The 26,390-nt window shown below is 38.2% G+C and carries 25 protein-coding genes; 20 read left to right on the forward strand and 5 right to left on the reverse strand.

Annotated features, from left to right (window positions below):
* The first annotated feature begins 31 nt into the window (after positions 1-31).
* Positions 32-412: a hypothetical protein gene (locus tag N0O92_RS04075; RefSeq protein WP_315613363.1), complete on the forward strand. Its 381-nt coding sequence runs from the start codon at positions 32-34 to the stop codon at positions 410-412.
* Between the two features lie 160 nt (positions 413-572).
* Here the strand turns inward: N0O92_RS04075 and N0O92_RS04080 are convergent, their stop codons facing one another.
* The gene (locus N0O92_RS04080; RefSeq protein WP_315613365.1) at positions 573-1,673 is read right to left on the reverse strand and encodes a M24 family metallopeptidase; all 1,101 of its coding nucleotides are present in this window, start codon (positions 1,671-1,673) and stop codon (positions 573-575) included.
* Between the two features lie 85 nt (positions 1,674-1,758).
* On the opposite strand from N0O92_RS04080, the gene N0O92_RS04085 reads away from it, so the two are divergent.
* The 4 genes from N0O92_RS04085 to N0O92_RS04100 all read left to right on the forward strand — a co-directional run bounded on the left by N0O92_RS04085 (position 1,759) and on the right by N0O92_RS04100 (position 5,143).
* Complete coding sequence (locus tag N0O92_RS04085) at positions 1,759-2,607, forward strand: YitT family protein (protein ID WP_315613366.1); 849 nt, start codon at positions 1,759-1,761, stop codon at positions 2,605-2,607.
* A gap of 83 nt (positions 2,608-2,690) precedes the next feature.
* Complete coding sequence (locus tag N0O92_RS04090; RefSeq protein WP_315613367.1) at positions 2,691-3,374, forward strand: metal-dependent hydrolase; 684 nt, start codon at positions 2,691-2,693, stop codon at positions 3,372-3,374.
* 123 nt (positions 3,375-3,497) lie between these two features.
* Complete coding sequence (locus tag N0O92_RS04095; RefSeq protein ID WP_315613370.1) at positions 3,498-3,737, forward strand: hypothetical protein; 240 nt, start codon at positions 3,498-3,500, stop codon at positions 3,735-3,737.
* A gap of 98 nt (positions 3,738-3,835) precedes the next feature.
* On the forward strand, positions 3,836-5,143 hold the full coding sequence (locus N0O92_RS04100) for a DRTGG domain-containing protein (protein ID WP_315613375.1): 1,308 nt from the start codon (positions 3,836-3,838) through the stop codon (positions 5,141-5,143).
* A gap of 101 nt (positions 5,144-5,244) precedes the next feature.
* Here N0O92_RS04100 and N0O92_RS04105 read toward each other — a convergent pair whose 3' ends face one another.
* Positions 5,245-5,529: a YtpI family protein gene (locus N0O92_RS04105; RefSeq protein ID WP_315613377.1), complete on the reverse strand. Its 285-nt coding sequence runs from the start codon at positions 5,527-5,529 to the stop codon at positions 5,245-5,247.
* Positions 5,530-5,697: 168 nt separating this feature from the next.
* Between N0O92_RS04105 and N0O92_RS04110 the strand changes: the two genes are divergently transcribed.
* Positions 5,698-6,630, forward strand: a complete 933-nt coding sequence (locus tag N0O92_RS04110) for a DHH family phosphoesterase (RefSeq protein ID WP_315613378.1) — start codon at positions 5,698-5,700, stop codon at positions 6,628-6,630.
* A gap of 85 nt (positions 6,631-6,715) precedes the next feature.
* On the opposite strand, the gene N0O92_RS04115 is transcribed toward N0O92_RS04110, so the two are convergent.
* The 3 genes from N0O92_RS04115 to ytrH form a co-directional block, all read right to left on the reverse strand.
* Complete coding sequence (locus N0O92_RS04115) at positions 6,716-6,943, reverse strand: YtzJ family protein (RefSeq protein ID WP_315613380.1); 228 nt, start codon at positions 6,941-6,943, stop codon at positions 6,716-6,718.
* 105 nt (positions 6,944-7,048) lie between these two features.
* Entirely contained in the window at positions 7,049-7,555 is a 507-nt protein-coding gene (ytrI, locus tag N0O92_RS04120; RefSeq protein ID WP_315613382.1) for a sporulation membrane protein YtrI, read from the reverse strand.
* Entirely contained in the window at positions 7,552-7,890 is a 339-nt protein-coding gene (gene ytrH / locus N0O92_RS04125) for a sporulation membrane protein YtrH (RefSeq protein WP_315613384.1), read from the reverse strand. Before ytrH ends, ytrI begins: the two co-directional genes overlap by 4 nt.
* A gap of 186 nt (positions 7,891-8,076) precedes the next feature.
* On the opposite strand from ytrH, the gene dnaE reads away from it, so the two are divergent.
* The 14 genes from dnaE to pnpS all read left to right on the forward strand — a co-directional run bounded on the left by dnaE (position 8,077) and on the right by pnpS (position 26,106).
* Positions 8,077-11,415 carry a DNA polymerase III subunit alpha gene (gene dnaE / locus N0O92_RS04130; RefSeq protein ID WP_315613386.1) on the forward strand — a complete coding sequence of 1,113 codons (3,339 nt, stop codon included), beginning with the start codon at positions 8,077-8,079 and terminating at the stop codon, positions 11,413-11,415.
* A 147-nt stretch (positions 11,416-11,562) separates the two neighbouring features.
* Positions 11,563-12,774, forward strand: coding sequence for an NADP-dependent malic enzyme (ystJ, locus tag N0O92_RS04135; protein ID WP_315613619.1), 1,212 nt, complete (start codon positions 11,563-11,565; stop codon positions 12,772-12,774).
* A 32-nt stretch (positions 12,775-12,806) separates the two neighbouring features.
* Positions 12,807-13,472 carry a FadR/GntR family transcriptional regulator gene (locus N0O92_RS04140; RefSeq protein WP_315613387.1) on the forward strand — a complete coding sequence of 222 codons (666 nt, stop codon included), beginning with the start codon at positions 12,807-12,809 and terminating at the stop codon, positions 13,470-13,472.
* Between the two features lie 67 nt (positions 13,473-13,539).
* The gene (accD, locus tag N0O92_RS04145; protein ID WP_315613388.1) at positions 13,540-14,385 is read left to right on the forward strand and encodes an acetyl-CoA carboxylase, carboxyltransferase subunit beta; all 846 of its coding nucleotides are present in this window, start codon (positions 13,540-13,542) and stop codon (positions 14,383-14,385) included.
* 15 nt (positions 14,386-14,400) lie between these two features.
* Complete coding sequence (gene accA, locus N0O92_RS04150; protein WP_315613389.1) at positions 14,401-15,384, forward strand: acetyl-CoA carboxylase carboxyl transferase subunit alpha; 984 nt, start codon at positions 14,401-14,403, stop codon at positions 15,382-15,384.
* Between the two features lie 188 nt (positions 15,385-15,572).
* Complete coding sequence (gene pfkA, locus N0O92_RS04155) at positions 15,573-16,532, forward strand: 6-phosphofructokinase (RefSeq protein WP_315613390.1); 960 nt, start codon at positions 15,573-15,575, stop codon at positions 16,530-16,532.
* A gap of 143 nt (positions 16,533-16,675) precedes the next feature.
* The gene (gene pyk, locus N0O92_RS04160) at positions 16,676-18,430 is read left to right on the forward strand and encodes a pyruvate kinase (RefSeq protein WP_315613391.1); all 1,755 of its coding nucleotides are present in this window, start codon (positions 16,676-16,678) and stop codon (positions 18,428-18,430) included.
* Positions 18,431-18,515: 85 nt separating this feature from the next.
* The gene (locus tag N0O92_RS04165; RefSeq protein ID WP_315613392.1) at positions 18,516-18,911 is read left to right on the forward strand and encodes an FxsA family protein; all 396 of its coding nucleotides are present in this window, start codon (positions 18,516-18,518) and stop codon (positions 18,909-18,911) included.
* A gap of 96 nt (positions 18,912-19,007) precedes the next feature.
* Complete coding sequence (locus N0O92_RS04170; RefSeq protein WP_315613393.1) at positions 19,008-19,481, forward strand: DUF441 domain-containing protein; 474 nt, start codon at positions 19,008-19,010, stop codon at positions 19,479-19,481.
* Positions 19,482-19,698: 217 nt separating this feature from the next.
* A complete protein-coding gene (gene citZ, locus N0O92_RS04175) occupies positions 19,699-20,814 on the forward strand; it encodes a citrate synthase (RefSeq protein WP_315613394.1) in 1,116 nt (371 codons plus the stop codon).
* 116 nt (positions 20,815-20,930) lie between these two features.
* Positions 20,931-22,199: an NADP-dependent isocitrate dehydrogenase gene (icd, locus tag N0O92_RS04180; protein WP_315613395.1), complete on the forward strand. Its 1,269-nt coding sequence runs from the start codon at positions 20,931-20,933 to the stop codon at positions 22,197-22,199.
* 296 nt (positions 22,200-22,495) lie between these two features.
* Entirely contained in the window at positions 22,496-23,440 is a 945-nt protein-coding gene (mdh, locus tag N0O92_RS04185) for a malate dehydrogenase (protein WP_315613396.1), read from the forward strand.
* Between the two features lie 178 nt (positions 23,441-23,618).
* Entirely contained in the window at positions 23,619-24,344 is a 726-nt protein-coding gene (locus N0O92_RS04190; RefSeq protein ID WP_315613397.1) for a response regulator transcription factor, read from the forward strand.
* The gene (pnpS, locus tag N0O92_RS04195) at positions 24,337-26,106 is read left to right on the forward strand and encodes a two-component system histidine kinase PnpS (RefSeq protein ID WP_315613398.1); all 1,770 of its coding nucleotides are present in this window, start codon (positions 24,337-24,339) and stop codon (positions 26,104-26,106) included. Before N0O92_RS04190 ends, pnpS begins: the two co-directional genes overlap by 8 nt.
* Positions 26,107-26,390: the final 284 nt, after the last annotated feature.

The raw sequence follows: 26,390 nt of genomic DNA on the forward strand, positions 1-26,390 counted from the left end.
TTTTACTCATGTTAATGGTGAGGTGATGGTTATGTTGAAATGGTATGTTGCTCCGTTGATGATTGTTGTTCTACTTGGGTTGTGTGTACCGATTCAGGCTGCCGCTTCCGGGACAGAGTTAATGACGGCATTTTCTCTTAGGGTTACCATTGTTGAAAATGGAGTGGAGCATGAGTGGGAATATGATAGTCCAAATCATTATGAATACGAGCAAGGTGATCGAGTCGTAAAGGGGAAAGAAGCTAAGGAAAAGGTTGAACAAATTGTCGATGAACTACAGTTACACGAGAAAGCCGAAGTGAATGATTTAGTTAAAAGATTAAAAAGTTCGGCTTATCCTAATATGAAAAAATTAGATATTCGTTTTATGAACGGAGAGAGTAAGCTATTTACATGGGTTTGGGAAGCATAAGCATAAGCATAAGTAGAAGGTGTTAGGGGATAAAGTCTTTTAACACCTTGTTTTATAGACAGATAGTAGGAAGTGAAAGCAGAAAAACACGATTCCCTAACAAACGGGAATCGTGTTTTTTGAGACTGCTTATTAATACTTTATTAAGGTGCGGCAAAAATTACGTTATTATTTGTAGTTCTTTTGGATACGTAGTTAAACATTCATACCCTTCAGTCGTAATCAATACATCATCTTCAATTCTTACTCCCCCGAGTCCCGGTACATAAATCCCAGGTTCAATTGTAAACGTCATTCCAACTTTAAGGTAGTCTTGATTGGTTTCATTAAGTGAAGGAAGCTCATGGACTTCTGTTCCTAATCCATGCCCAATTCGGTGCGGAAAATAATCGCCGTATCCAGCACTCGTAATAATCGATCGAGCTTTCAGGTCTAAGTCTCCAAGAATTGTGCCAGCTTTGCAAATGTCAAGTGTTTTTAATTGTGCCGATAAAACCGTGTCATAAATCGCTCTTTGTTCTTCTGTTAATTGACCAAAAGCTACTGTTCTTGTGATATCGGAGCAATAGCCTTCAAGGACAACTCCTAAGTCAAATAATACAAATTCACCGTGACGAATTTGTTTCATACTTGGCTTACCATGCGGATTTGCAGACTGTTCACCGCTTAGAACTAAGGTTCCAAACGACATTTCAGCAATTCCTTTTCTTTTTAACTCATATTCAATTAAAGCAAGAACATCCATTTCTGTCCGACCAGTTGCCAGAGCGTGAATGCCCACTTCTACACCGTAATCGGCTAGTTTAGCTGCTTCTCGTAAAATGGCTAATTCATCTTTGCTTTTAATTAAACGAAGATTCATTAGTTCGTCTTCACAAGAAATGAAATCTAGTGCCGGTGATAGGTTTTGTAACTGTTCTGAACGCGCAACAGATAATAATCCTTTTTCAATGGCTATTTTCGTGCCTTGTAGTGACAAAGAAGCAAAATAATGAGAGAGCAATTCCCAAGGGTTTTCATTGTCGCTATAGCCTATGATATGGTAGTTCCATCCCGATTGTCGAACAAGGTCTTTTTCCATATTCGGACAAACAAGAATGGGTTCGGATTCTTGAAAGACTAACAAGGAAACTAGACGCTCATGAGGTTCACACCGAAAACCCGTTAAGTAGAATAAGTTCGCTTTTCCTTTGACGAATGTATAGGCTATATCTTCGGTTTTCATCCATTTTTGTAAAGTCTGTAATCTATTTTCTAACATAATATCCCCTTTCAAAGCTTCTTGATTATTCTTAATTTAACATCATATGTTAAAATAAGATAGACATAGAGAAGAGGAGAAACAAATGAAAACATTTTTTAATTATCTTTCTTTGACAATTGGTTCAATCATTGTAGCAGCTGGGCTTGAACTTATATTAGCTCCTAATGGTCTAGTTGATGGTGGTGTAACGGCCATAGCTATTATGGTCAACTCGCAATTGGGCTGGCCCATTTGGATTGTGTATTTAGGGCTTAATGTTCCAACGCTCCTGTTTTCTGGACGGTTTATGGGCAGGAAGTTTGTGATTCGTACGTTGTATGCTAACGTTGTGACAACTGCTGCACTTTGGTGGTTGGCACCGATGATGGCTATCACCTCTTCTGAAGTGTTGATTGTTTTATATGGGGGTCTTATGCTAGGGTTAGGAATTGGCCTTGTTGTGAAAGCAGGAGGGGCAGTTGACGGAACTGAAATGATTGCCATTTGGGCTAATCGTCGTTTTCATATACCTATTAGTACCTTTTTATTAGCGGTAAATGCTGTTATTCTTACAGGCGCCGCTTTTGTGTTTACGTTAGAACAAGCCATGTTTAGTATCGCTGTTTTTTACATCGTTTCTAAAATGATTGATTTTGTATTAGACGGCTTAAATCAAGGAAAATCGGTCATGATTATATCAGAAAAACCCCATCTAATTGGAGAAAAACTTTTAGAGGAACTTGATGTGTCCATTACGTATTTATATGGTCAAGGTGGCTATACAGGAGATGAAAGATTAATTATCTATTGTATAACCAACCGATTTATGTATCCAAAATTAAAGGAAGTTGTCTTAACAATCGATCCGACAGCTGTACTAGAAGCTTCATACGTAACGGAAACAACAGGAGTAAAAAAACAAACGTTATTTCAAAACCAAGAAGGAAAATAATCATATGGTTAGGCAGGAATTTTTAGATTAGTGGTTAAATAAAAAATATAGTGGGAAATAGAATCAAAAAAGGAGCGGATAGTATGAAGATTAGCTATCATGGTCATTCAGTTGTCCAAATTGAAACAAATAAGAAAAAGATTATTATTGACCCTTTTATAACTGGAAACGGTCTTACCGATTTAGATGCTAATGACTTAGAGGTCGACGTCATTCTGCTAACTCATGGTCATAACGATCATGTTGGAGATACGGTTGAGCTTGCAAAACGTAATAATGCACTTGTTATTGCACCGAATGAACTTGCGGTATATTTAGGCTGGCAAGGGGTTAATGTGCATCCTATGCATATTGGAGGTGCACATCAATTCGATTTTGGTACCGTAAAACTTACGCAAGCTTTCCACGGATCTGCGTACACAATTGAAGAAGAACAAAAAATTGTCTATACAGGAATGCCTGCAGGAATTTTGTTTACAGCTGAAGGCAAAACTATCTTCCATGCAGGAGATACGGCTTTATTTAGTGATTTGAAACTAATCGGTGAGAGAAATACAATTGATGTTGCCTTTTTGCCGATTGGTGATAACTTTACAATGGGCCCTGAAGATGCATCAATTGCTGCTGAGTGGCTACAAGCAAAACGTGTAGTGCCTATTCATTATAATACATTCCCTGTTATTGAACAGAATCCTAATGAATTTGCAGACAATTTATCTGGAAAAAAAGGATTGGCTCTAGCGGTTGGGGAATCGATCGAATTATAAAATTCGTTGTAAGAAAGAGTGGCTGAAGCTACTCTTTTTTTCTGTTTACATGTGGATATGGAAGCTTGGTCTTTTCCTGTTTTTACGTGCATAAGATGTAGAAAACAGTAGTGGGGTGATGGAATGAAACAGCGGTTGTTCTTGTCATTCTTACTTTCAATTGCCATGATTGTCTATGGAATTGAATATTTGCCATTTGACGGGACAGGAGTGGACAGGGTGTTTGCTTGGTCATGGATGGTGTTTGCGCTTTTTGTTGTGAGTGGAAATGGACTACATCTGTTATACCAAAAGAAGCGAAGAAAACGCGTAGCTGTACCTATTCATAAAATGTCTCCGGCAAGGGAGAAAATGCGAGGATAAGAAAGGAGCCTTGATAGTCCGAACTTTCAGACGTATAATGACAATAGTACAGAATACGTGTATCAGTAAAACAGCTGAGTGAAAGTGTGGTGGCTATCATGGCTACAAAGCATGAGCAAATTATTGAATATATTACGAATTTAGAAGTAGGAGAAAAGATTTCTGTCCGTTCGATTGCAAAGGCTCTGACAGTGAGTGAAGGAACGGCCTATCGGGCTATTAAAGAAGCTGAGAATAAAGGGCTTGTCAGCACCATTGAACGAGTAGGGACTGTTCGAATTGAGACGAAGAAAAAAGAGAACATTGAAAAGCTTACATATGCAGAAGTAGTCAACATTGTTGATGGACAAGTATTAGGTGGGCGCAACGGTCTTCATAAAACGTTAAATCGGTTTGTTATTGGTGCAATGAAATTAGAAGCCATGATGAGATATGTTGATCCAGGTAACTTATTAATTGTCGGAAACCGTGATCAAGTTCACAAGGTAGGACTAGAAGCAGGGGCTGCGGTTCTTATAACAGGGGGATTTGACACGAGTGATGAGGTAATAGAACTAGCAGATGAGCTGGAATTACCGATCATTTCAACGAGTTATGACACATTTACAGTTGGCTCGATGATTAACCGTGCCATTTATGATCAGCTTATTAAGAAAGAAATTGTCCTCGTTGATGATATTCTCATTCCTTTTCAAGATACGTTTTACATGACAACGCAAAATACGGTTGAGAAATGGCATGATTTAAATAACAAAACAGGGCATAGTCGTTACCCTGTTATCGACGCAAATATGAAAATACAAGGAATGGTAGCAGCAAAAGATGTTCTTGGAGCATCGAGGCAAACTCCAATTGAAAAAGTGATGACAAGCAATCCGATTACTGTCAATGAACGTACGTCAATTGCAGCAGTAGCTCATGTTATGGTGTGGGAAGGGATCGAGCTATTGCCTGTGATTGATACACAAAGAAAACTTCTAGGTGTAATCAGCCGTCAAGATGTCTTGAAGGCGTTGCAAATGATTCAAAGGCAGCCGCATATTGGAGAGACGATAGAAGATATTGTGACAAGTCGTGTACTGGATAAGTCTGAAGGCACTGAGCTTACTTTTGAATGTGAAGTGACGCCACAAATGACCAATCAACTTGGAACGATTTCCTATGGGGTGATCACAACGCTTGTGACGGAAATAGGTAGTAGAGTGATGAGGAAATACAAAAAAGGCGACTTAGTCGTTGAGAACATTACGCTTTATTTTCTAAAACCCGTTCAAATTGATAGTGTAATGACGATTAAACCAAAGATTCTTGAAATTGGAAGAAAGCATGGAAAGATAGATGTTGAACTCTATCATGATTCAAACATTGTTGGAAAAGCAATGATGATGGCTCAGTTAATTGATTGATTAGTATATAAAAAGGCCTGCTCACGCTACGCTCCTATATGAAAGTTTTCATTCTATCCATATAGGAGCAAGGCAAGAGACAGACCTTTTTCTATTTTCTATTAGTCACCGAGTTGTGCTACATAATGACGAGATGCACGATATCCATAAATAATATTTGCGACTCCAAGAATCGCAAATAGAACGCCTACAACAATGTCGATCATGCTTCGATTAAAAATGAGTAGGTTTGCACCGAAAGCAGTTAGGAAAAATCCTAATGCTAGAGAAGATTTTGTTTGATAAATTCGCTTTAGTAATGATTCACTAGAGCGCCACATTCTTATTTTATTATATAAGAAAAAGACAGCTGAAATAATAATAATAATCGTTAATAGTTTATCCAATCACAGTACCTCCCACATTTCTAAAAAATTGAGTGCCATCACAAGAAGATGAGAACTCTTGGCTCGGATGTGTTACGTTTTCTCTCTAGTAGACATTGTATCTCGAGACGAGTTTTTTTGCTAGTGGAGGAACCGTGAACAAGTGGTTAATTAAAGGAGAGTTTTTGTATGATAAAAGAGATTCAAGAGAAAATTGATCAGTTTCAGACAATTATTATTCATCGGCACGAACGACCAGATCCAGATGCACTAGGCTCTCAGCTTGGTTTAGCGAGCGTGATTCAAGAGCGTTATCCTACAAAAAAAGTATATGTTGTAGGGGAAGAAGAACCGAGTCTATTTTTTCTTGGCACGATGAATAACGTGAACGATGAGGAGTACAAGCAGGCTTTAGTCATTGTATGTGATACGGCGAATACAGCTAGAGTGGATGACAAACGCTTTGATCAAGGTTCTTTCCTTATCAAAATTGATCACCATCCAAATGAAGAACCATATGGAGATTTAAATTGGGTAAATACGAACTATAGTTCTACAAGTGAAATGATCGTTCACTTCGTTGAAAATAGTGAAGCAGAAGGGTATACACTGAATTCAAAATCTGCTCTACTGTTATATGCAGGAATTGTAGGAGATACAGGGAGATTTCGGTACACCAATACAACTCCAGAGACATTGCAAAGAGCGAGTTTATTAGTTAAACAAACGTTTGATCAAAATGCATTTTATTCTAACTTGCATAAAAAAGATGTGAAAATGACTAGGCTACAAGGGTATGTGTTACAACACTTTTCCATTATCGAAGGCAAAGTAGGAGTCATGCGTCTTACGAAGGATGTTTTACAGACGTTTAATGTGACGTCTTCTGAATCCTCACAACTAGTGAATTCTTTCTCTGATGTAGAGGGGCTGAAAGTCTGGGTATTCTTTGTGGAAGAAGATGAGAAGATTCGTGTTCGACTTCGTTCAAAAGGTCCTATTATTAATACGATTGCTACTGAACACAATGGTGGAGGACACCCAATGGCTGCAGGTGCAACTGCTTATTCATGGGAAGAAACAGAGGAGATCGTGAAAAAGCTTATTGAGGTTTGTAAGTAAGAATAGAAGGTGATTTCGTTCTCATGTCGAATTACTAGACGAAGAAAAAGAGTATTGGAACAATTCCAATACTCTTTTTCTTCGTCTAGTAATTCATTGGTTGTTTCTTTATTTTGTTAACAGGGGTAAACCAACAACCAACCTCTGTAATATCTTCGAAAACGTCAATATTTTGTTTTTTTAATTCTTTTTGAATGAATTCGGTAACCTCTTTAGACTCAGCAAAAGCAGAAAAGCCATTTTTGATCTTTTCAACTTTTTTTAGTGCCATGTCTTTTCGGTTAATGACCATTTCTTTACCAGTTACGTCCATGAAAATCCCTCCTTACCCAGGATAAGGTACGTTTCTAGGTTTATTATATAATAGAATGATAGGACGAAACGTAACCCAATTGAAAGGTTCATAAAAATGTGACAATTAACTGTTAGATGGAATAATCTTGACATAAATTCGAAGAGTTGTATGAAGGTGTACTTGTTCAACACTTAATTGGTATCGTTTATCACCTGTACGAAACACTTTATTCTCGAGGTTGCTTATCATCAGATCACTCATTCTTGAGACCGTTTCGATATCTCTTCCCTTAATGTCTTGTAATTCATGCAGCACCTGTTGTTTTAAGTCTAGTAATGTTAATTGATTCAATCGCAATCGCCGATCATTGCTAAATAGAATATCTATTTCTTGAATGGTTAATTTCTTTTCGTTTTCTTCATTTAATCTACTCTGTTCACTACGAAGCAATTCAATATCGTCTTCCAACCCGTTAATAATGGCTTCTTGCTCTGAAATCCGAAAAACAAGTCCTTCATAAACTTGTCCGTATTGATAAACGAAGAAGAACCAGCCAATGATAATACCGAGAATCATACCAGCTAAAAATCGCTTCACCGATGGACGTTCGTAATAAGGAGGGACTCTCATGGTGATAGAGACTCCCCGACGATCCATTGAATGAGCAAAGTTCCAGACTGAGCGCCACACAAGGCTGCAAAAATCATAAATCCCGTTTTGAAAATATCATCATGAGTGCCGTAAAATAATCCACGTTCAATACTTGTTATCGCATCAAAGGTTCCTCCGATTGCAGCAACAATGGCCCATATTTTTAAGCTTCCGGCTAAATCATGCATAACGGATAACGGAGGTTTTCCGATTAAAAATGCGCCAATTCCACCTATAATTGCTCCACCAATAATAACGCCAAAAGCGACAAAAAAATCAATAATTAACGTTGCAAGAAGTTCGCGACTTAGCATGTGGAACACCTACTTTCAAAATTTCAACCAATTAAAAATATAGCTTATCCATATCATTTATAAGAGAAAAAAGGAACATTTATGACAACGAATTAAAACTCTCAAGTTCCACTCATATTCATAAACATAGAATTTGTACTATACTAGAAGAACAAATGTACTTAAAAGAAAGTTGAGGCGAGTTGTATGGAGATTGTTCAAACGCATATTTATAGTGAATACAGTCTTCTATCATCAACCAATCGAATAGAGGAATTAGTAAAAAAGGCGAAAGAGCTTGGATATCATGCTCTGGCTTTATGTGATCATCATGTGATGTATGGGGCCGTACCGTTTTACCAGGCTTGTATAAAATATAATATTAAACCAATCTTTGGTTTAGAGATCACAATTGAATCCCAAAAAGGGGAATATTCGTTGCTTCGCGTGTATGCCAAAAATCATTCAGGATACACCAATCTTTTGAAGTTAGCGACAAAAATGGGACATAAACAAGATAAGTTTTCTAGTTTAACAAAAGAAGAAGCAACTCCATATTTTCAAGATGTTCTTATCGTTCTCCCATTTCAGAAAAGTCCAATTGAAACATACATTCAAAAAGGTCAATTTGATCAAGCTTTAGCTTGGTGCCGTTCATGGAAGGGAGAGACCAGTTCAATAGATTGGTTTTTGGAAATGCAAATGATAGGTGTCACTAGTACTGAAAAATACAAAAAGGTTCAACTGTTCTCTGAAAGAAGTGGAATTAAACGATTAGCTTCTCATCCTACTCGCTTTATAGAAAAACAGGATGCTATTTCCTATCAAGTCGTTCGTGCCATCCGAGAAGGAGTGAAGGCAGAAGACTATCCGCTTGGGCAGGAGGAACGTACTTTTTATTTACAGGCACCTGATGAAATGTTGGAGCGTTTTTCAGAAGATCCCGTAGCGTTAGAGGAAACAGCACGATTTAAAACACTTTGCTCCGTTCAGCTTGAGCTAGGGCAATTGAAATTACCTAGCTACCCGGTTGAACGAGGAAATGTCAGTGATTTGTTAAAACGTTTGTGTGAAGAAGGTGCTAAACATCGCTATGGAGAAATTCGTGAAGATGTGAGGAAGAGACTAGAGAAAGAATTAGCAGTTATTAATCAAATGGGCTTTAATGATTACTTCTTAATTGTTTGGGATTTTATGAAGTATGCGAGAGAGCAGAAGATTCTAACAGGGCCTGGTCGGGGGTCGGCAGCAGGATCTCTAGTGGCCTATGTTTTACAAATTACCGATGTCGATCCATTATATTATGACTTGATATTTGAGCGGTTTCTAAATCATGAGCGAATTTCTATGCCGGATATCGATATCGACTTTCCAGATCATCGTCGTGATGAGGTTATTGAATATGTTCAACGTAAATATGGACCAGAACATGTAGCTCAAATTATTACATTCGGAACGTTAGCTGCTAGGGCGGTCATTCGCGATGTTGGGAAAGTATTAGGAATTGATAGTTACGTAATAAGTCAATTAGCAAAAGAAATTCCAAGCGCACCTGGTATGACTTTAACACAGGCTTTGCAGAAAAATAGTCAATTACAAACATTGGTTCATGACTCTGAAGAGTTAGTAAATTTATGGAAGATTGCGACCAAATTAGAAGGGTTGCCACGCCATGCCTCCACACATGCTGCAGGTATTGTCATTAGTGCAGAGCCGCTTACCAATATGATTGCACTTCAAGCTGGACAAGCTTCCATTTCGTTAACACAGGGGACGATGGAGGTAGTAGAAAAAGTAGGACTCTTAAAATTTGATTTTTTAGGGCTACGCAATTTAACTCTTTTAGAAAATATTGCCCAATTAATAGACATTCATTATGGTGTTGAAATTGATTTTTCGAAAATACCTTTAAATAATGAAAAAGCCTATCAGTTACTAGGAAGTGGTGAAACAACGGGGATCTTCCAACTAGAATCGGATGGTATGAGAAAAGTTTTGAAACAATTACAGCCATCTGAATTTGAAGATATTGTCGCTGTTAATGCCCTTTACCGTCCTGGTCCAATGGAATACATCCCTTCTTATATCGATGGAAAGCATGGGAGGAAAGAAGTTACGTATGTTCACCAAGACTTACAACCGATCTTAAAAAAAACATATGGGGTTCTAATTTATCAAGAGCAAATAATGGAAGTTGCTGCTAAAATGGCAGGTTTCTCTCTCGCTCAAGCAGACCTTCTTAGAAGAGCCATTGGAAAGAAGAAAAAAGAAGAGCTGGATCAGCAACGAGAAGCTTTTGTAAAAGGGGCTACACGTAATGGGTATACAGAGCAAGTTGCTTTAGATGTATATGAAATGATTGAGCGATTTGCTAATTATGGTTTCAATCGAAGTCACGCAGTCGCTTATAGTTTGATCAGCTATTTCTTAGCTTACCTTAAAGCGAACTACCCGATTGCCTTTTATACTTCGCTATTATCGAGCGTCTGGAATAACACAGAAAAGTTAGCTCAACACATTCATGAATGCAAAGACGCAGGTTATCAAGTGTTGACACCATCTGTGAATAAAAGTAGAGTGTTATTCTCGATAGAAGATGAAGGGATTAGGTTTGGTTTACTGCCGATTAGTCATGTTGGAATACAGGCAGCAAAATGGATTGTTCAAGCTAGAAATGCTGAACCGTTTAAGGATCTTTTCCATTTTGCTGTTCAAATGAATGAAAAAATAGTGAATAAGAAAGCGATCGAACAATTAATAAAGGCAGGAGCAATGGATGATTTTCATACTGATAGAGCAACATTATTATACTCAGTAGAAGATGCAATCCGCTTTTCCGCTGAAGTTAATTCGTTTCAACATGAAACAGAAGGTCTCTTTACACTTGATATTCAAGCTCCAGAATACAATGAAATGGAGCCACTGCTTATTCAAGAGAAATTGGATTATGAAAAAGAAGCTTTAGGCTTTTATTTGTCAGGGCATCCTATTGAGCAATATAGAGAAAGATTAGAAGCTAAAGGGAGAGTGATGTTACAAGAAGGAACCAAACGAAAAGGTACGATTAAAATCGCAGGTCTTCTTACACAAGTGAAAAGGATAAAAACGAAGAAAGGGGAATCTATGGCTTTTGCACTAGTAACGGATGAATCAGCGTCCGGGGAACTAGTTATTTTTCCGCGTATATGGGAAAGTACAAAGCACGTTATGAAAGAAGGAGAGTTGGTTTTCATTGAAGCTAAATTTGACGAAACCCAAGGTCGATCTCAATGGATTGTGTCGAATGTCAAATCGCTGAGTTCATTAGAGAATTCGTACGGCACTCTTTATTTACGAATCAGTGAGAACCATCAGAAATCCGATGTATTAGAGAGGGTAAGGGCTCTTTTGCTAGCGCAGGATGGGACAACTCCTGTTATCCTTTATTATGAACAGTCAAAACAGACGAAGCATTTAAGTGATGAGTATAAAGTCGAAGCAGATCAATCTTTTATAGAGATAGTAAAAAGTCTATTGGGGCCTCAAAACGTAATCTTAAAAGAATAAGTACTATTTAAGTTATTAGGGTTGGCTAATGGTAGATTTTTTTATATAATTAAAATTGTTTTTAAGTGGTCAGACCAGTAAAATATAAAACTGAGGTAGAAAAAGGAGAGTGTCGTTGTGGCAACCACAAGAGAAGAAGCCTTACATATGCATCGTGTAAACCAAGGAAAACTTGAATCAAAAACAAAGGTAGCTGTTCGAAATGCAAAGGATTTGAGTTTGGCGTATTCTCCAGGTGTAGCAGAACCTTGTAAAGAAATTTTTGAAGACGTGGAAAATGTCTATGAATATACAATGAAAGGCAATATGGTAGCCGTTGTCAGCAATGGAACGGCTGTACTCGGACTAGGGAATATCGGTCCGGAAGCATCGTTACCTGTTATGGAAGGGAAAGCTGTTTTATTTAAATCATTTGCAGGTGTGGATGCTTTCCCAATTTGCCTACGTTCTAATGATGTTGAGAAAATTATCGAGACAGTAAAATTAATGGAGCCGACATTTGGTGGAGTGAATTTGGAAGATATCGCAGCACCAGAGTGTTTCGAAATTGAAGAGCGACTAAAGAAAGAAACGAATATACCAGTGTTCCATGATGATCAACACGGTACAGCTATTGTTACGTTAGCTGGTTTAATTAATGCTTTAAAAATCTCTGGAAAAAAACTTTCAGAAATTAAAGTGGTAGCTAATGGTGCAGGTTCAGCTGGAATTGCGATTATTAAACTTATGCAGCGTATGGGCGTCCGAGACGTTATTTTATGTGACTCAAAGGGAGCAATTTTTGAAGGGCGAACATATGGAATGAATGATATGAAAGCTGAAGTTGCTAAATTTACGAATCGTGACAGATTAGAAGGTAGTTTAGCGGACGTAATTAAAGGAACGGATGTATTCATTGGTGTTTCTGTTGCTGGGGCATTAACAAAAGAAATGGTTGAAAGCATGAATGCTGATCCTATTATTTTTGCCATGGCCAATCCGGTTCCAGAAATTATGCCAGAAGAGGCTAAAAAAGCAGGGGCGAGTGTTATTGGGACAGGTCGTTCAGATTTTCCAAACCAAGTAAACAACGTGTTGGCTTTCCCTGGTATTTTCCGTGGAGCGCTTGATGTAAGAGCTACTCATATAAACGAAGAGATGAAAGTAGCAGCTGTTTATGCCATTGCTGACTTAGTATCGGAAACAGATCTATCCCCTGATTATGTCATTCCAGCACCATTTGATCCACGTGTTGCCCCAGCAGTTGCAGCTGCTGTTGCAAAAACAGCAATGGAAACAGGAGTAGCACGCAAGAAAGTAGATCCAGAAAAAATAGCAGAAAAAACAAGGAAATTGGCACTTATTGGGGATGAAGAGTAAGAAATCTGTTTATAACTGAGGTGAGGTGACAAATGTCATCGGAACAACCAAAAGTCTATATAGAAGTCATTAAACAAATTAACAATATTATTAATGAAGACCAGTTAACAAGTGGTGACAAACTCCCATCTGAAAGAGAATTGAGCGACCGTCTAGATGTCGGTCGCTCCTCTGTTCGAGAGGCATTAAGAGCTCTAGAACTTTTAGATCTAATTGAAACAAGACGCGGGGAAGGAACCTATATAAAACCCTTTGGAAGTTACCGCCTTGTCGAAATTTTATTATCTTTTCTCCTTAAAGATGATAATGCAAGGAAGGATTTAACGGAAACAAGGAGAATTGTAGAGCTTGAGGCTCTTAAGCTGGCTTGTGATCGAATCACCGATGATTCGGTTGATCAAATAAAAAAATTGATCGATCTAGCAAAAGAAGAATGGTCTCATGGAGATTTACCTGTAGAAGAAGATTACCTCTTTCATAAAACGATTGTAGAAGCAAGTCACAATCGCCTTCTTCTAAATTTATGGGTTTCGTTGGTTGAATATAATAAAGTAGCGATTGAACGTTCCTTACAAAGAGAAGGAAGGATGCTAGTCTCTCTTGGAGAGCATGTGGAAATTTATGAAGCATTGAAAAATCGTGATCAAAAAGCGGCAACCGAGGCTATGAGGAAACATTTAGAAAATAGTCGTTTTTAGCTTGTACTATTTATGGAAAGACAACCATATGGTTAATTAACAAGCTTTTAGCGAGTGAGGTGGAAAAATGCTTAAGGATTTTCTGAAGAAAAAAAAGAGATATGCCACAATTCCTTCTGAACGGGCCAAACAAGAAGTACCAGAAGGATTAATGACAAAGTGTCCGTCTTGTAGAACCATTATGTACACAAAAGAGTTAAAGAATAATTTGCATGTTTGTGATTCTTGTGGACATCATTTCCGAATGACGGCTTACGAGCGCTTTGACAGTTTGTTTGATGAAGGAAGCTTTGTTGAATTTGATAAAAATATGATTGGTGAGAATCCGCTGAATTTCCCTACTTATGAAGAAAAGCTTGAAGCAGACCGTAAGAAGACGGAGCTAAATGAGGCAATTGTGACTGGAAAAGGCACGATTAATGGATATGGAGCAGTAGTAGCCGTTATGGATCCAAGGTTTAGAATGGGAAGCATGGGCTCGGTCGTTGGTGAAAAAATTATGAGAGCGGTAGAACAGTCAATTGAGATGGGTGTACCGTTTATTTTGTTTTCTGCCTCAGGTGGGGCGAGGATGCAAGAAGGTGTACTAAGCTTAATGCAAATGGCAAAGACAAGTGCGGCACTAGAAAAATTAAGCCGACAGGGGGGCTTATTTATTTCTGTTATGACACACCCAACAACGGGTGGAGTCTCAGCAAGTTTTGCCTCATTAGGAGATTATAATTTTGCTGAACCAAAAGCATTAATTGGCTTTGCAGGACGCCGGATTATTGAACAAACAATCAGACAAGAGTTACCGGATGATTTTCAAACAGCAGAGTTCCTTTTAAAGCATGGTCAATTAGACCGGGTTGTATCCCGTCTTGAGATGAAAGAACTATTAACCACGATTTTAGATATTCATGCTTCATAAAGGAGGTGCAAAAGCATGGCAAGTGAACTAGGTTTTGAAAAGCCTATTATAGAATTAAAAAATAAAATTTCTGAACTTCGAACATTTACCGAAGAGAAAGAGATTGATTTAACAGATGAGATCACTAAATTAGAGAAACGTTTGCAACAACTTGAACGTGATATTTATGGCAATCTACAGCCGTGGGAACGGGTTCAAATTGCTAGACATAATGAACGTCCAACGACTTTAGATTATATCGAACAATTATTTACAGATTTTATCGAGATGCATGGAGACCGTCTTTATGGTGACGATGCTGCTATTGTTGGTGGAATTGCTAAATATAAGGGGAGCCCTATCACTGTTATAGGACACCAACGCGGAAAAGATACGAAAGAAAACATTCGTCGTAACTTCGGCATGCCGCATCCTGAAGGGTACCGTAAAGCTTTACGTTTAATGAAACAGGCTGAGAAATTTAAACGACCTATTGTTTGCTTTATTGACACAAAAGGGGCATACCCAGGGAAAGCAGCAGAAGAAAGAGGACAAAGTGAAGCTATTGCTAGAAATCTACTAGAAATGGCTGGTTTAACAGTCCCTGTTGTTTGTATCGTTATTGGTGAAGGGGGAAGCGGAGGTGCTCTTGCACTTGGCGTTGGTAACCATCTTCATATGTTAGAGAATTCAACATATTCCGTCATCTCACCTGAAGGAGCAGCAGCTTTATTATGGAAAGATGCTTCTCTGGCCCAAAAAGCAGCCGAATCAATGAAAATTACAGCGCCAGATTTGAAGGAATTAGGGGTCATCGATGGTATTATTCGTGAAGTTAAGGGTGGCGCTCATCGTGATCTTGTTCAACAAAGCGAATCAATTGATGAAATCCTTCATGAATCGTTAACTCAACTTTCAAAACTAACGGAAGAAGAGCTTATTGAGCAGCGCTATCAAAAATATAAAAATATTGGACAATTTACGTATGTAAACGATGCCATTCCTTTAAATAAAGGATAAGTGCTTTCTACTTTTTAGAAAGCACTTTTTCTAATGGAAGGATCTGTATTGTGTTCACTTCACTAAAGTGGTATTTTAAAAAATGGAGAAGAAATCATTACATATATTGAGAGTGAAAGTACACATGCTATTAGTAGCATTGAACTTTTCAACATATTTTTTACGTTTTAGTTTGAGGAGGAATGGAAATGAAAAGAATAGGAGTATTAACTAGTGGTGGGGATTCACCTGGAATGAATGCTGCCATTCGTGCTGTCGTTCGTAAAGCTATTTTTCATGGTTTAGAGGTTTACGGAATTTCATACGGGTATGCAGGGTTAATTAATGGTGATATTAAGAAAATGGAAATAGGGTCAGTAGGTGATATCATCCACCGCGGGGGAACGATGCTTTATACGGCGCGTTGTGAAGAATTTAAAACACTTGAAGGCCAGAAAAAAGGGATTGAGCAATTAAAGAAATTTGGTATTGAAGGACTTGTTGTTATTGGTGGAGATGGATCGTATCGAGGTGCTCAAAAATTAACGGAGCATGGCTTCCCGACTATTGGCGTTCCTGGAACAATCGATAACGATATTCCTGGGACTGACTTTACTATTGGTTTTGATACGGCTTTAAATACAGTCATAGATGCTATTGATAAAATTCGTGATACAGCCACTTCACATGAACGTACATATGTGATCGAAGTAATGGGACGTCATGCAGGTGATCTTGCACTTTGGTCAGGATTAGCTGACGGTGCCGAAACCATTGTCGTACCAGAAGCAGATTATGAAATGTCTGACATCATTGCTCGATTAAAACGTGGACAAGAGCGTGGCAAAAAACACAGTATCATTATTGTAGCTGAGGGTGTTGGCTCTGGTTTTGATTTTGGTAAGAGAATTAATGAAGAGATGAATCTTGAAACGAGAGTTACCGTATTAGGTCATATTCAGCGTGGAGGATCTCCGACGGGATTTGATCGCGTTTTAGCAAGTCGTTTAGGAGCAAAAGCGGTGGATCTCCTTTTAGAAGGAAAAGCAGGAGTGACAGTAGGTATAGAGAAAAACGAGCTTGTTTATCATGATATTGATGAGGCGTTAGCTCGTAAACATACAATTGATATGGATATGTACAAGCTTTCACAGCAACTATCTATTTAAGGTTCTGATCTTAGCTGATTCGTGAAAACAGCTAAGAAATAATAAGCGAAACCGCTTTATGTAGATTTACATTTTGGAAATGATTCTTTGATCTAATGTAGTAAATAAAAAGATGTATTAAAAAAAGCATATAGGAGGATATTATGCGCAAAACGAAAATTGTTTGTACGATTGGACCAGCAAGTGAATCAATTGAAAAGTTAGAATCCCTTATCGAGGCAGGGATGAACGTTGCACGTTTGAATTTTTCACATGGTGATTTTGAAGAACACGGAGCAAGAATTCGTAACATTCGTGCGGCTGCTGAGAAAACTGGAAAAACAGTTGCGATCTTACTTGATACGAAAGGTCCAGAAATTCGTACGCAAACACTTGAAGGTGGAGTAGCGGAGTTAACGGCTGGCGATGAATTAATTATTTCTATGACAGAAGTTGTAGGAAACAATAAGAAGATTTCTGTTACATATCCTGGCTTAGTTAATGATGTACACCCAGGATCAAAGATTCTACTTGATGATGGGTTGATTGGTCTAGAAGTTACAGAAGTTGGAGAAGAGCAACTTGTTACAAAAGTGTTAAACAGTGGAACATTGAAAAATAAAAAGGGAGTAAACGTTCCGAATGTAAGTGTTAATCTTCCAGGAATCACGGAAAAAGATGCCGCTGATATTAAATTTGGTATTGAGCAAGGCGTAGATTTCATTGCAGCTTCTTTTGTGCGTAGAGCAACTGATGTACTTGAAATTCGTGAATTACTTGATACTAATGGTGGAAACGAAATTCATATTATCCCTAAGATTGAAAACCAAGAAGGCGTCGACAATATTGATGAAATCTTAGAAGTATCTGATGGTCTGATGGTAGCTCGTGGTGACCTTGGTGTTGAAATTCCTGCTGAAGAAGTACCTCTTGTACAAAAAGTACTTATTAAAAAGTGTAATGCTGTGGCAAAACCGGTTATTACAGCAACTCAAATGCTTGATTCTATGCAACGTAACCCGAGACCAACTCGTGCAGAAGCAAGTGATGTAGCTAATGCTATTTTTGATGGTACGGATGCTATTATGCTATCTGGTGAAACTGCAGCTGGTGATTATCCTGTAGAGTCTGTTCAAACGATGCACAATATCGCGACTCGTACAGAACAAGCGTTAAATTATGCTTCGATGCTTCGTAAGAAAACAAAAGAAGAAACGACGACAATCACTAGTGCTATTGGTCAATCTGTTGCACACACCGCTTTCAATTTGTCAGCATCTGTTATTTTATCTGCAACAGAAAGTGGACATACAGCACGCATTGTTTCAAAATATCGTCCTAAATCACCAATTGTAGCAGTGGCAAGCAATCCAAGAGTGATTCGTAAACTGAATCTTGTGTGGGGTGTTACACCAATTTTGGGGAATGAAGCTTCTTCTACGGATGAAATGTTTGAATCAACGATCGGAACAGCTTTAGAATCAGGATCGATTAAACAAGGTGATTTAGTTGTTATTACAGCTGGGGTACCAGTAGGTGAATCAGGAACGACTAATATTATGAAAGTTCATGTAATTGGTGAAGTTATTGCGAAAGGCCAAGGAATTGGTCGTCGTTCAGCTGCTGGACGTGTTGTTATTGCTAGATCGGCTGATGAAGCAAATGCCAAGACAACGGAGGGATCTATTTTAGTCACTTATAGTACTGATAAAGATATGATTCCAGCTTTTGAAAAGGCTGCTGCTGTTATTACTGAAGAAGGTGGATTAACTTCTCATGCAGCTGTTGTTGGATTAAACCTAAGTACTCCGGTTATTGTAGGAGTTCAAGGTGCCTTGGATTTATTCAAGGATGGAGAAGAGATTACGGTTGATAGTGCTAGAGGTGACATTTACAGAGGTCATACAAGTGTACTATAATAAATAACGAGGAGAAGGGAGTTCCCTTCTCCTCTTGCTGTATCAAAAAGGATCTAATTAGATAAATGAAAGAGAGGAGCAACGAATGTTTCGATTATTATTGCTTTTAATTATCATTGTTCCAGCCCTTGAAATAGCTGTATTAATATTATCAGGAAATGTATTAGGTGTTTGGCCAACAATTCTCTTAATTATAGCGACAGGTGTACTAGGAGCGTGGTTGGCGAAAAAAGAAGGACTTCAAGCATTACGTCTAGCTCAATTACAAACACAACAAGGACAATTGCCTAGCGGTGTTCTTCTCGATGGAATTTGTATTTTAGTTGGTGGGGTAGTTTTATTAACACCTGGATTTATTACAGATGCAATAGGGTTCTTTTTGTTAATTCCAGCTACTCGGACAATTGCAAAAGCGTTTCTATTAAAACTGTTTCATCATATGATTAAAAACGGAAATTTTGTTATTATGACAAGAAAATAGCTGATATTAGATCATTTAGGGAATATATGGTATCATAAAACGTAGCTATGATTTGCATTTGCATGTTGTTTGCAAGTGAGGAAGAAGGGTAGAAACTTGTTTTCACAAGCATCCATTTTTATGTTGATTTTATTACTTGTGGCGGTTGTCGCAAAAAATCAATCGCTCATTGTTGCTGTTTTATTTCTATTAGTAATTAAATGGGTAGGATTGGGAGATAAACTTTTCCCTCTCTTTCAACAAAAAGGAATTAACATTGGTGTAACCATTATTACAATTGCTGTGTTAACACCCATTGTTACTGGTGAGATTGGTTTTAAACAATTGGGAGAAGCAGTTAGATCGTATTATGCTTGGATCGCGCTTGGAGCTGGTATTCTTGTTGCTCTTATTGCAGCTAATGGAATTGATTTATTGCAATCAGATCCACATATAACAACGGCTTTAGTATTTGGAACGATTTTAGCAGTTGCGTTATTTAATGGTGTAGCTGTAGGGCCTCTTATAGGGGCAGGTATTGCTTATTTCGCCATGAAAATCGTTGAATACTTCACTCATCTAGGTGGATGAGTGCCACCTAAATTTAAATATCTAAATAGTTTAACGAATGAAACTTTTGCAATTTATTAATAACTTTGCAAGAAAACGTTCACAAAAGCGTAAGAAATCGTTATAATGGAACTTGTGAACATCCTTCTTACATAGCGTAGCTTTTATTCTCCTAATGGAGTGTAAGCACTTACTAGTTTGAGGACCGAAATGATATTAGAGAAAAGGAGAGGTTAACGTGAGTACAACTCGTGGTCTAGAAGGTATTGTAGCAACGCAATCAAGTGTTAGTTCCATCATTGAAAGTGTCCTTACTTACCAAGGATATGATATTGATGATTTAGCAGATAATGCGAGTTTTGAAGAGGTAATTTACCTCCTTTGGAATGGGTCATTACCGAAAGCGGATGAGCTTAGTCAATTCACTTTGGAACTTGCTAGCCATGCTGAAATACCAAAAGAGATAATTGACCAAATGAAGGCTTATCCAATTGATAAGGTACACCCTATGGCTGCCCTTCGTACAGCTATTTCAAGTCTGGCATTATTTGATGAAGATGCAGATGTAATGGATGAGGATGCTAATCGTCTGAAGGCTATTAAAATACAAGCGCAAATCCCAACAATAGTGACAGCGTTTTCAAGATTGCGCGAGGGACTTGAGCCTGTAGCTCCACGTAAAGATTTAGGATTTGCTGCAAACTTTCTATACATGCTAACTGGTAACGAACCAGATGAGATTGCGATTAATGCATTTAATAAAGCACTAGTGCTACATGCTGATCATGAGTTAAATGCTTCAACGTTCACTGCACGTGTCTGTGTAGCAACACTTTCTGATGTTTACTCTGGTATTACGGCAGCAATCGGGGCTTTAAAAGGTCCATTACATGGTGGCGCGAATGAAGCAGTAATGAAGATGTTATTGGAAATTGAAAGTGTTGATAACGTAGAACCATATATCCGTAAGGCTCTCGATAACAAAGAGAAAATTATGGGATTTGGTCATCGCGTTTATAAAGATGGAGATCCACGTGCCAAACACCTACGTGAAATGTCTAAACGTTTGACTGAAATCACGGGTGAGACAAAATGGTATGAAATGTCTAAGCAAATCAACGATATGGTAACAGGCGAAAAAGGGTTACTTCCAAACGTAGATTTCTATTCTGCTAGTGTTTATCACAGCTTAGGTATTAAGCATGATTTATTCACTCCAATTTTTGCAGTAAGCCGAGCTTCAGGCTGGTTAGCTCATATTTTAGAGCAGTATAGCAATAACAGACTGATTCGTCCGCGAGCTGAATATATTGGACCAAATAAACAAAGTTATATTCCGATAGAACAGCGTTAATGCGTATCTGGGAGGATGTTCCTCCCTGTACATAGATTGACAATTCTTTAAAAGAATAGCAACATAATAGAGAACTAGAATTTATTCTTTTTTAATTCATTAGGAGGTTATGTACTATGTCAAACGGTCAAGTAATCAAAGTAAACAACGGTGTTCTAGATGTGCCAAACAACCCAATCGTTCCTTATATTGAAGGTGACGGAATTGGACCAGATATTTGGGCAGCTGCTTCTCGTGTGTTAGATGCGGCAGTTGAAAAAGCATATAACGGTGAAAAGAAAATTGAGTGGAAAGAAATTTTAGCTGGAGAAAAAGCGTACAATCAAACTGGTGAGTGGCTTCCTGAAGCAACTTTAGATGCTGTTCGTGAATATATGATCGCAATTAAAGGACCTTTAACTACACCAATTGGTGGCGGAATTCGTTCTTTAAATGTAGCACTACGTCAAGAGCTTGATCTTTATGTGTGTCTTCGTCCAGTTCGTTATTTCCAAGGTGTACCTTCACCAGTTAAACGTCCAGAAGATACGGATATGGTAATCTTCCGTGAAAACTCAGAAGATATCTATGCAGGTATTGAGTACAAAGAAGGTTCTGATGAAGTTAAAAAGTTAATTGAGTTCTTACAAAATGAAATGGGCGCTACTAAAATTCGTTTCCCTGAAACATCTGGTATTGGTATTAAGCCAGTTTCTCAGGAAGGAACAGACCGACTAGTTCGTGCGGCAATTCAATATGCTCTTGATGAAGGCCGTAAGAGTGTAACGCTTGTTCACAAAGGAAACATCATGAAGTTTACAGAAGGAGCGTTCAAAAACTGGGGTTATGAAGTAGCTGAGCGTGAATTCGGTGATAAAGTATTTACATGGGCTCAATACGATAAAATCGTTGAGACAGAAGGCAAAGATGCAGCGAACAAAGCACAAGAAGAAGCAGAAGCTGCTGGTAAAATCATTGTAAAAGATTCGATTGCAGATATCTTCTTACAACAAATTTTAACTCGTCCAAAAGAGTTCGATGTTGTTGCAACAATGAACTTAAATGGTGACTATATTTCTGATGCTTTAGCTGCACAAGTTGGTGGAATTGGTATCGCTCCAGGAGCAAACATTAACTATGATTCAGGACATGCTATTTTCGAAGCTACTCATGGTACAGCACCTAAATATGCGGGTCTTGATAAAGTTAATCCATCATCTGTACTTCTTTCTGGTGAGCTATTACTTCGCCACTTAGGTTGGTTTGAAGCTGCGGACCTTATCATGGCTTCAATGGATAAAACGATTGCTAGCAAAGTTGTAACATATGACTTCGCTCGTCTAATGGACGGAGCAACAGAAGTATCATGCTCAGGATTTGCTGAAGAATTAATCAAAAACCTATAAGAGATTTATACCCAAAAGGGCGGTTTTCCCTTTTGGGTATAAATCGAAGCAATGAGCGCAGCCACCGTAAAGGTTTTAAGCCTTTTGAGTGATCTTCTCAAAGGCGCACGGTGAGTGGAGCCATTGCAAATGTTTGCACAGTTCAAACAAAAGGGAAAAGGAAACTTTTCCCTTTTTGTATAGTTTCAACTGATTTATTCCTATAACTCAACGCTCTTTTGGATATAATTAGAAGTGTTGTAAAACTTTCAACTTTCGTCAATCAAGTAAATTACTAAACGGGATGTGAGTGTACGATGGCAATTAAGCGTAGAAAGATTTCCGTTATCGGCGGTGGGTTCACTGGTGCCACAACAGCTCTTATGGTTGCTCAAAAGGAATTGGGAGATGTTGTTCTTTTAGATATACCACAAATGGAAGGTCCTACAAAAGGAAAAGCGCTAGATATGCTGGAATCAACTCCTGTAGCAGGAATCGATTCCAATATTATTGGCACATCTAACTATGAAGATACAAAAGATTCTGATGTAGTGGTCATTACTGCAGGTATCGCACGTAAGCCTGGAATGAGCCGTGATGACTTAGTGAATACGAATGCAGGGATTATGAAAGTCGTTACTAGAGAGGTAGTGAAATATTCTCCAAACTGTTATATTATCGTCTTAACCAATCCAGCTGATGCTATGACATATGCCGTTTACAAAGAATCTGGATTCCCTAAAAATCGTGTCATTGGTCAGTCTGGAGTTCTTGATACAGCGCGTTTCCGTACGTTCGTCGCTCAAGAACTGAACCTTTCTGTTGAAGATATTACTGGATTTGTTCTTGGTGGACACGGAGATGACATGGTACCACTTATTCGGTATTCAGCTGCAGGAGGCGTTCCGCTAGAGAAGTTAATCCCTCAAGATCGCTTAGATGCTATCGTAGAGCGTACTCGTAAAGGTGGCGGTGAGATTGTTGGATTACTAGGTAACGGAAGTGCCTATTATGCACCAGCAGCCTCGCTTACCCAAATGGTTGAAGCAATTATTAAAGACAAGAAACGTGTTATTCCAACCATTGCTTATCTTGAAGGGGAGTATGGATACCAAGATCTTTATGTAGGTGTTCCGACTATCCTAGGCGGAGATGGAATTGAGAAAATTATTGAATTAGATTTAACAGATGAAGAAAAGACCGCTCTAGCTAAGTCTGTCGAATCTGTTCGTAACGTGATGTCTGCCTTACCTAAAGAATAATAATAGTTAAGAAAGCTTCTCGCGACAATCGTGAGAGGCTTTCTCTTTTTTTGTTAGCAATTTACATATAGTTTGATATACTAATTTTATAAAGAGAAAAAGAGCCCTATAAGGGCAAAAAGCAGGATGAACCGTTACATTTACCCGTTTCTTTGAAGCGATTTTTGGGAGGATAATAATGTCACAGCGTTTGTTAATTGTTGATGATGAAGAATCAATTGTTACGTTACTGCAGTTTAATTTAGAGCAATCAGGCTTTGAAGTGACAACAGCAATGGATGGAGCAACGGCTTTAGAATTAGCTACAGAAAAATCGTATGATTTGCTCATCTTAGATTTAATGCTACCGGAAATGGATGGTTTAGATGTTTGCAAGCATTTAAGACAAAATAAAGTAACAACACCCATTCTCATGTTAACGGCAAAAGACGATGAGTTTGATAAGGTTCTAGGTCTTGAGCTTGGAGCTGACGACTATATGACTAAACCATTTAGTCCGCGAGAAGTTGTTGCAAGGGTTCGAGCAATCTTAAGAAGAGTACAACCACCCACTTTAGAAACAAGTACGGAACTTGCCGCTCAAAAGGAAAACGTCATTAGATTTGGAGAGGTTGAAATTCATCCTGATAATTATGAAGTTCTTTTCAAGCAAACAGCCCTTGAACTAACACCAAAAGAATTTGAGTTATTGTTGTACTTAGCTACTAATAAAGGGCGAGTATTAACGAGAGATCAACTACTAAATGCGGTTTGGAATTATGAATTTGTTGGAGACACAAGGATTGTCGATGTTCATATTAGTCATCTTCGTGAAAAAATAGAAGAGAACACGAAAAAGCCAACTTATATAAAAACAATTCGTGGGCTTGGATATAAATTAGAGGATCCTTCACTTAATGTATAAGCTAAGAATTAAGATTATGGTTGCCGTCCTGTCGATTACACTACTTGTTTTGACAGGAGTAGGTATTGTTATCGGTCAACTGTATCAGGATTTTTATATTAACTATGTTACGGAACGAGTGGAGAAAGAAGCCAATTTAGCTGCCTATATGTTAGCTACTGAGAGACTTGATTTAGAAAATGCACAGAAAAAGGCTCTAGAAATCTCAACCTTGCTTGACTCTAGAGTAACCATTATTGATCTAGATGGAACGGTTATTGGCGAATCAGCAGAAAATCCTGTCACGATGGATAATCACCTTGATAGGCCAGAAATTGAAGCGGTAGAAATGGGGAAACACGCTTCCTATATTCGTTACAGTGAAACCGTTCATGATGAACTGCTTTATTACGCTGTTCCAATCTTGGATGAGAACGCAAGTAAAATCGGCTATTTGAGACTTGGCCTTTCTACCGATACATTAGCGGAAATGTCGGAAATGATTTGGTGGATATTAGGGATTAGTTTTACCGTTGCCTTTGTTATCATTGTCTCCATTACGTATAGAGTGACGAATGAAATGACCCGACCTATAGAGAGCGCTACGGTTGTCGCAAATGAACTAGCCGAAGGAAACTATAAAGCTAGAACGTCTGAAGGAAAGCGAGATGAGATTGGACAATTAACAAGATCCATTAATATCCTTGCTTTTAATTTGGAACAACTAACCAAACGACATGAAGCTCAAAAAGAACGAATGGAAACTCTTATTGATAATATGGGAAGCGGACTCATTTTAATAAATACAAAAGGGGATATTTCTCTTATTAATCGAACGTGTCGAGACATCTTTCAAGAAAATACAGATTTGTGGAAACACGAACTGTATCATGATGTTATTAAACATAAAGAAGTAATTAAAATTGTTCAAACTATCTTTTTAACCGAAAAAAAACAAAGAGCACACATTTCGTTTCCTGTTCAGCTAGAGGTGCGGCATTTCGATGTGTATGGAGCACCAGTTATGAGCAATCGAGATAAGTTGAAAGGAATCGTCCTTGTACTTCATGATATGACGGAGTTAAAGAAGCTTGAACAAGTTCGTACCGATTTTGTGGCAAATGTTTCTCACGAGCTTAAAACACCTGTTACATCAATTAAAGGGTTTACAGAGACTCTACTTGATGGTGCCATGAACACAGAATCATTGCGTGAGAAGTTTTTGACGATTATAGCCAAAGAAAGTGAGCGGCTTCAGAACTTAATTCAAGATTTGTTGGATCTCTCTAGGATTGAGCAAGCTTATTTTCAGCTCAATTGGCAAAGAACTAATCTACAGGTAGTTGTTGGAGAAGTATTTGATTTATTAAAAGATAAAGCAAAGGCTAAGCAAATAGATTTACAAGTGAACACAGAAGGGGATGTGACACTTGAAGGTGACACTGAACGTATTAAACAAATTGCCATTAATTTAATTAATAATGGAATCATGTATACCCCGCAAGGAGGCTCTGTTCATGTGTCTTTAAAAGGGGAGCAGGACACAGTAATTTTAGAGATCTCTGATACGGGTGTAGGAATCGGTGAAAATGAGTTGCCTAGAATTTTTGAGAGGTTCTATCGTGTTGATCGAGCGAGGAGTCGAAATTCTGGAGGGACAGGCTTAGGACTGGCCATTGTTAAACATCTAGTTGAAGCTCATCACGGAAAGATGGCTGTAACAAGTAAATTAGGGGAAGGAACGACGTTTACAATTAAATTGAAACGATATCGAGAAGAATAAAGGCGGCCAAAAGGAAAAGCTACCTAATATACTTCTACATTTACAAAACATTTACAAACGGTTAAAACGTTCTTAATCTTGTTCGATTATACTAGCAGAGAACGGATTTCATCACTGCTAGTAAGTAGAAACCCTACTTGCATAATAGTACTTCCCTTTGTAGACGTGAGCGTCCCCCTTATGCTCACGTCTTTTTTTTATGCTTCTTTTACCTAAATTTTGGTGAGACGTTTTCGGTGAAAAGGCCCATTCGTCTTACATTATGTACTATAATAAAAAAGAAT

The sequence above is a fragment of the Alkalihalobacillus sp. MEB130 genome (genome assembly GCF_032335535.1).
Taxonomy (GTDB): Bacteria; Bacillota; Bacilli; order Bacillales; family Bacillaceae_D; genus Halalkalibacter.

Coding starts and splice junctions, on each gene's coding strand:
- N0O92_RS04075 (WP_315613363.1), top strand. CDS start 32: ATGTTGAAATGGTATGTTGCTCCGTTGATGATTGTTGTTCTACTTGGG.
- N0O92_RS04080 (WP_315613365.1), bottom strand. CDS start 1,673: ATGTTAGAAAATAGATTACAGACTTTACAAAAATGGATGAAAACCGAA.
- N0O92_RS04085 (WP_315613366.1), top strand. CDS start 1,759: ATGAAAACATTTTTTAATTATCTTTCTTTGACAATTGGTTCAATCATT.
- N0O92_RS04090 (WP_315613367.1), top strand. CDS start 2,691: ATGAAGATTAGCTATCATGGTCATTCAGTTGTCCAAATTGAAACAAAT.
- N0O92_RS04095 (WP_315613370.1), top strand. CDS start 3,498: ATGAAACAGCGGTTGTTCTTGTCATTCTTACTTTCAATTGCCATGATT.
- N0O92_RS04100 (WP_315613375.1), top strand. CDS start 3,836: ATGGCTACAAAGCATGAGCAAATTATTGAATATATTACGAATTTAGAA.
- N0O92_RS04110 (WP_315613378.1), top strand. CDS start 5,698: ATGATAAAAGAGATTCAAGAGAAAATTGATCAGTTTCAGACAATTATT.
- N0O92_RS04115 (WP_315613380.1), bottom strand. CDS start 6,943: ATGGACGTAACTGGTAAAGAAATGGTCATTAACCGAAAAGACATGGCA.
- ytrI (WP_315613382.1), bottom strand. CDS start 7,555: ATGAGAGTCCCTCCTTATTACGAACGTCCATCGGTGAAGCGATTTTTA.
- ytrH (WP_315613384.1), bottom strand. CDS start 7,890: ATGCTAAGTCGCGAACTTCTTGCAACGTTAATTATTGATTTTTTTGTC.
- dnaE (WP_315613386.1), top strand. CDS start 8,077: ATGGAGATTGTTCAAACGCATATTTATAGTGAATACAGTCTTCTATCA.
- ystJ (WP_315613619.1), top strand. CDS start 11,563: ATGCATCGTGTAAACCAAGGAAAACTTGAATCAAAAACAAAGGTAGCT.
- N0O92_RS04140 (WP_315613387.1), top strand. CDS start 12,807: ATGTCATCGGAACAACCAAAAGTCTATATAGAAGTCATTAAACAAATT.
- accD (WP_315613388.1), top strand. CDS start 13,540: ATGCTTAAGGATTTTCTGAAGAAAAAAAAGAGATATGCCACAATTCCT.
- accA (WP_315613389.1), top strand. CDS start 14,401: ATGGCAAGTGAACTAGGTTTTGAAAAGCCTATTATAGAATTAAAAAAT.
- pfkA (WP_315613390.1), top strand. CDS start 15,573: ATGAAAAGAATAGGAGTATTAACTAGTGGTGGGGATTCACCTGGAATG.
- pyk (WP_315613391.1), top strand. CDS start 16,676: ATGCGCAAAACGAAAATTGTTTGTACGATTGGACCAGCAAGTGAATCA.
- N0O92_RS04165 (WP_315613392.1), top strand. CDS start 18,516: ATGTTTCGATTATTATTGCTTTTAATTATCATTGTTCCAGCCCTTGAA.
- icd (WP_315613395.1), top strand. CDS start 20,931: ATGTCAAACGGTCAAGTAATCAAAGTAAACAACGGTGTTCTAGATGTG.
- mdh (WP_315613396.1), top strand. CDS start 22,496: ATGGCAATTAAGCGTAGAAAGATTTCCGTTATCGGCGGTGGGTTCACT.
- N0O92_RS04190 (WP_315613397.1), top strand. CDS start 23,619: ATGTCACAGCGTTTGTTAATTGTTGATGATGAAGAATCAATTGTTACG.
- pnpS (WP_315613398.1), top strand. CDS start 24,337: ATGTATAAGCTAAGAATTAAGATTATGGTTGCCGTCCTGTCGATTACA.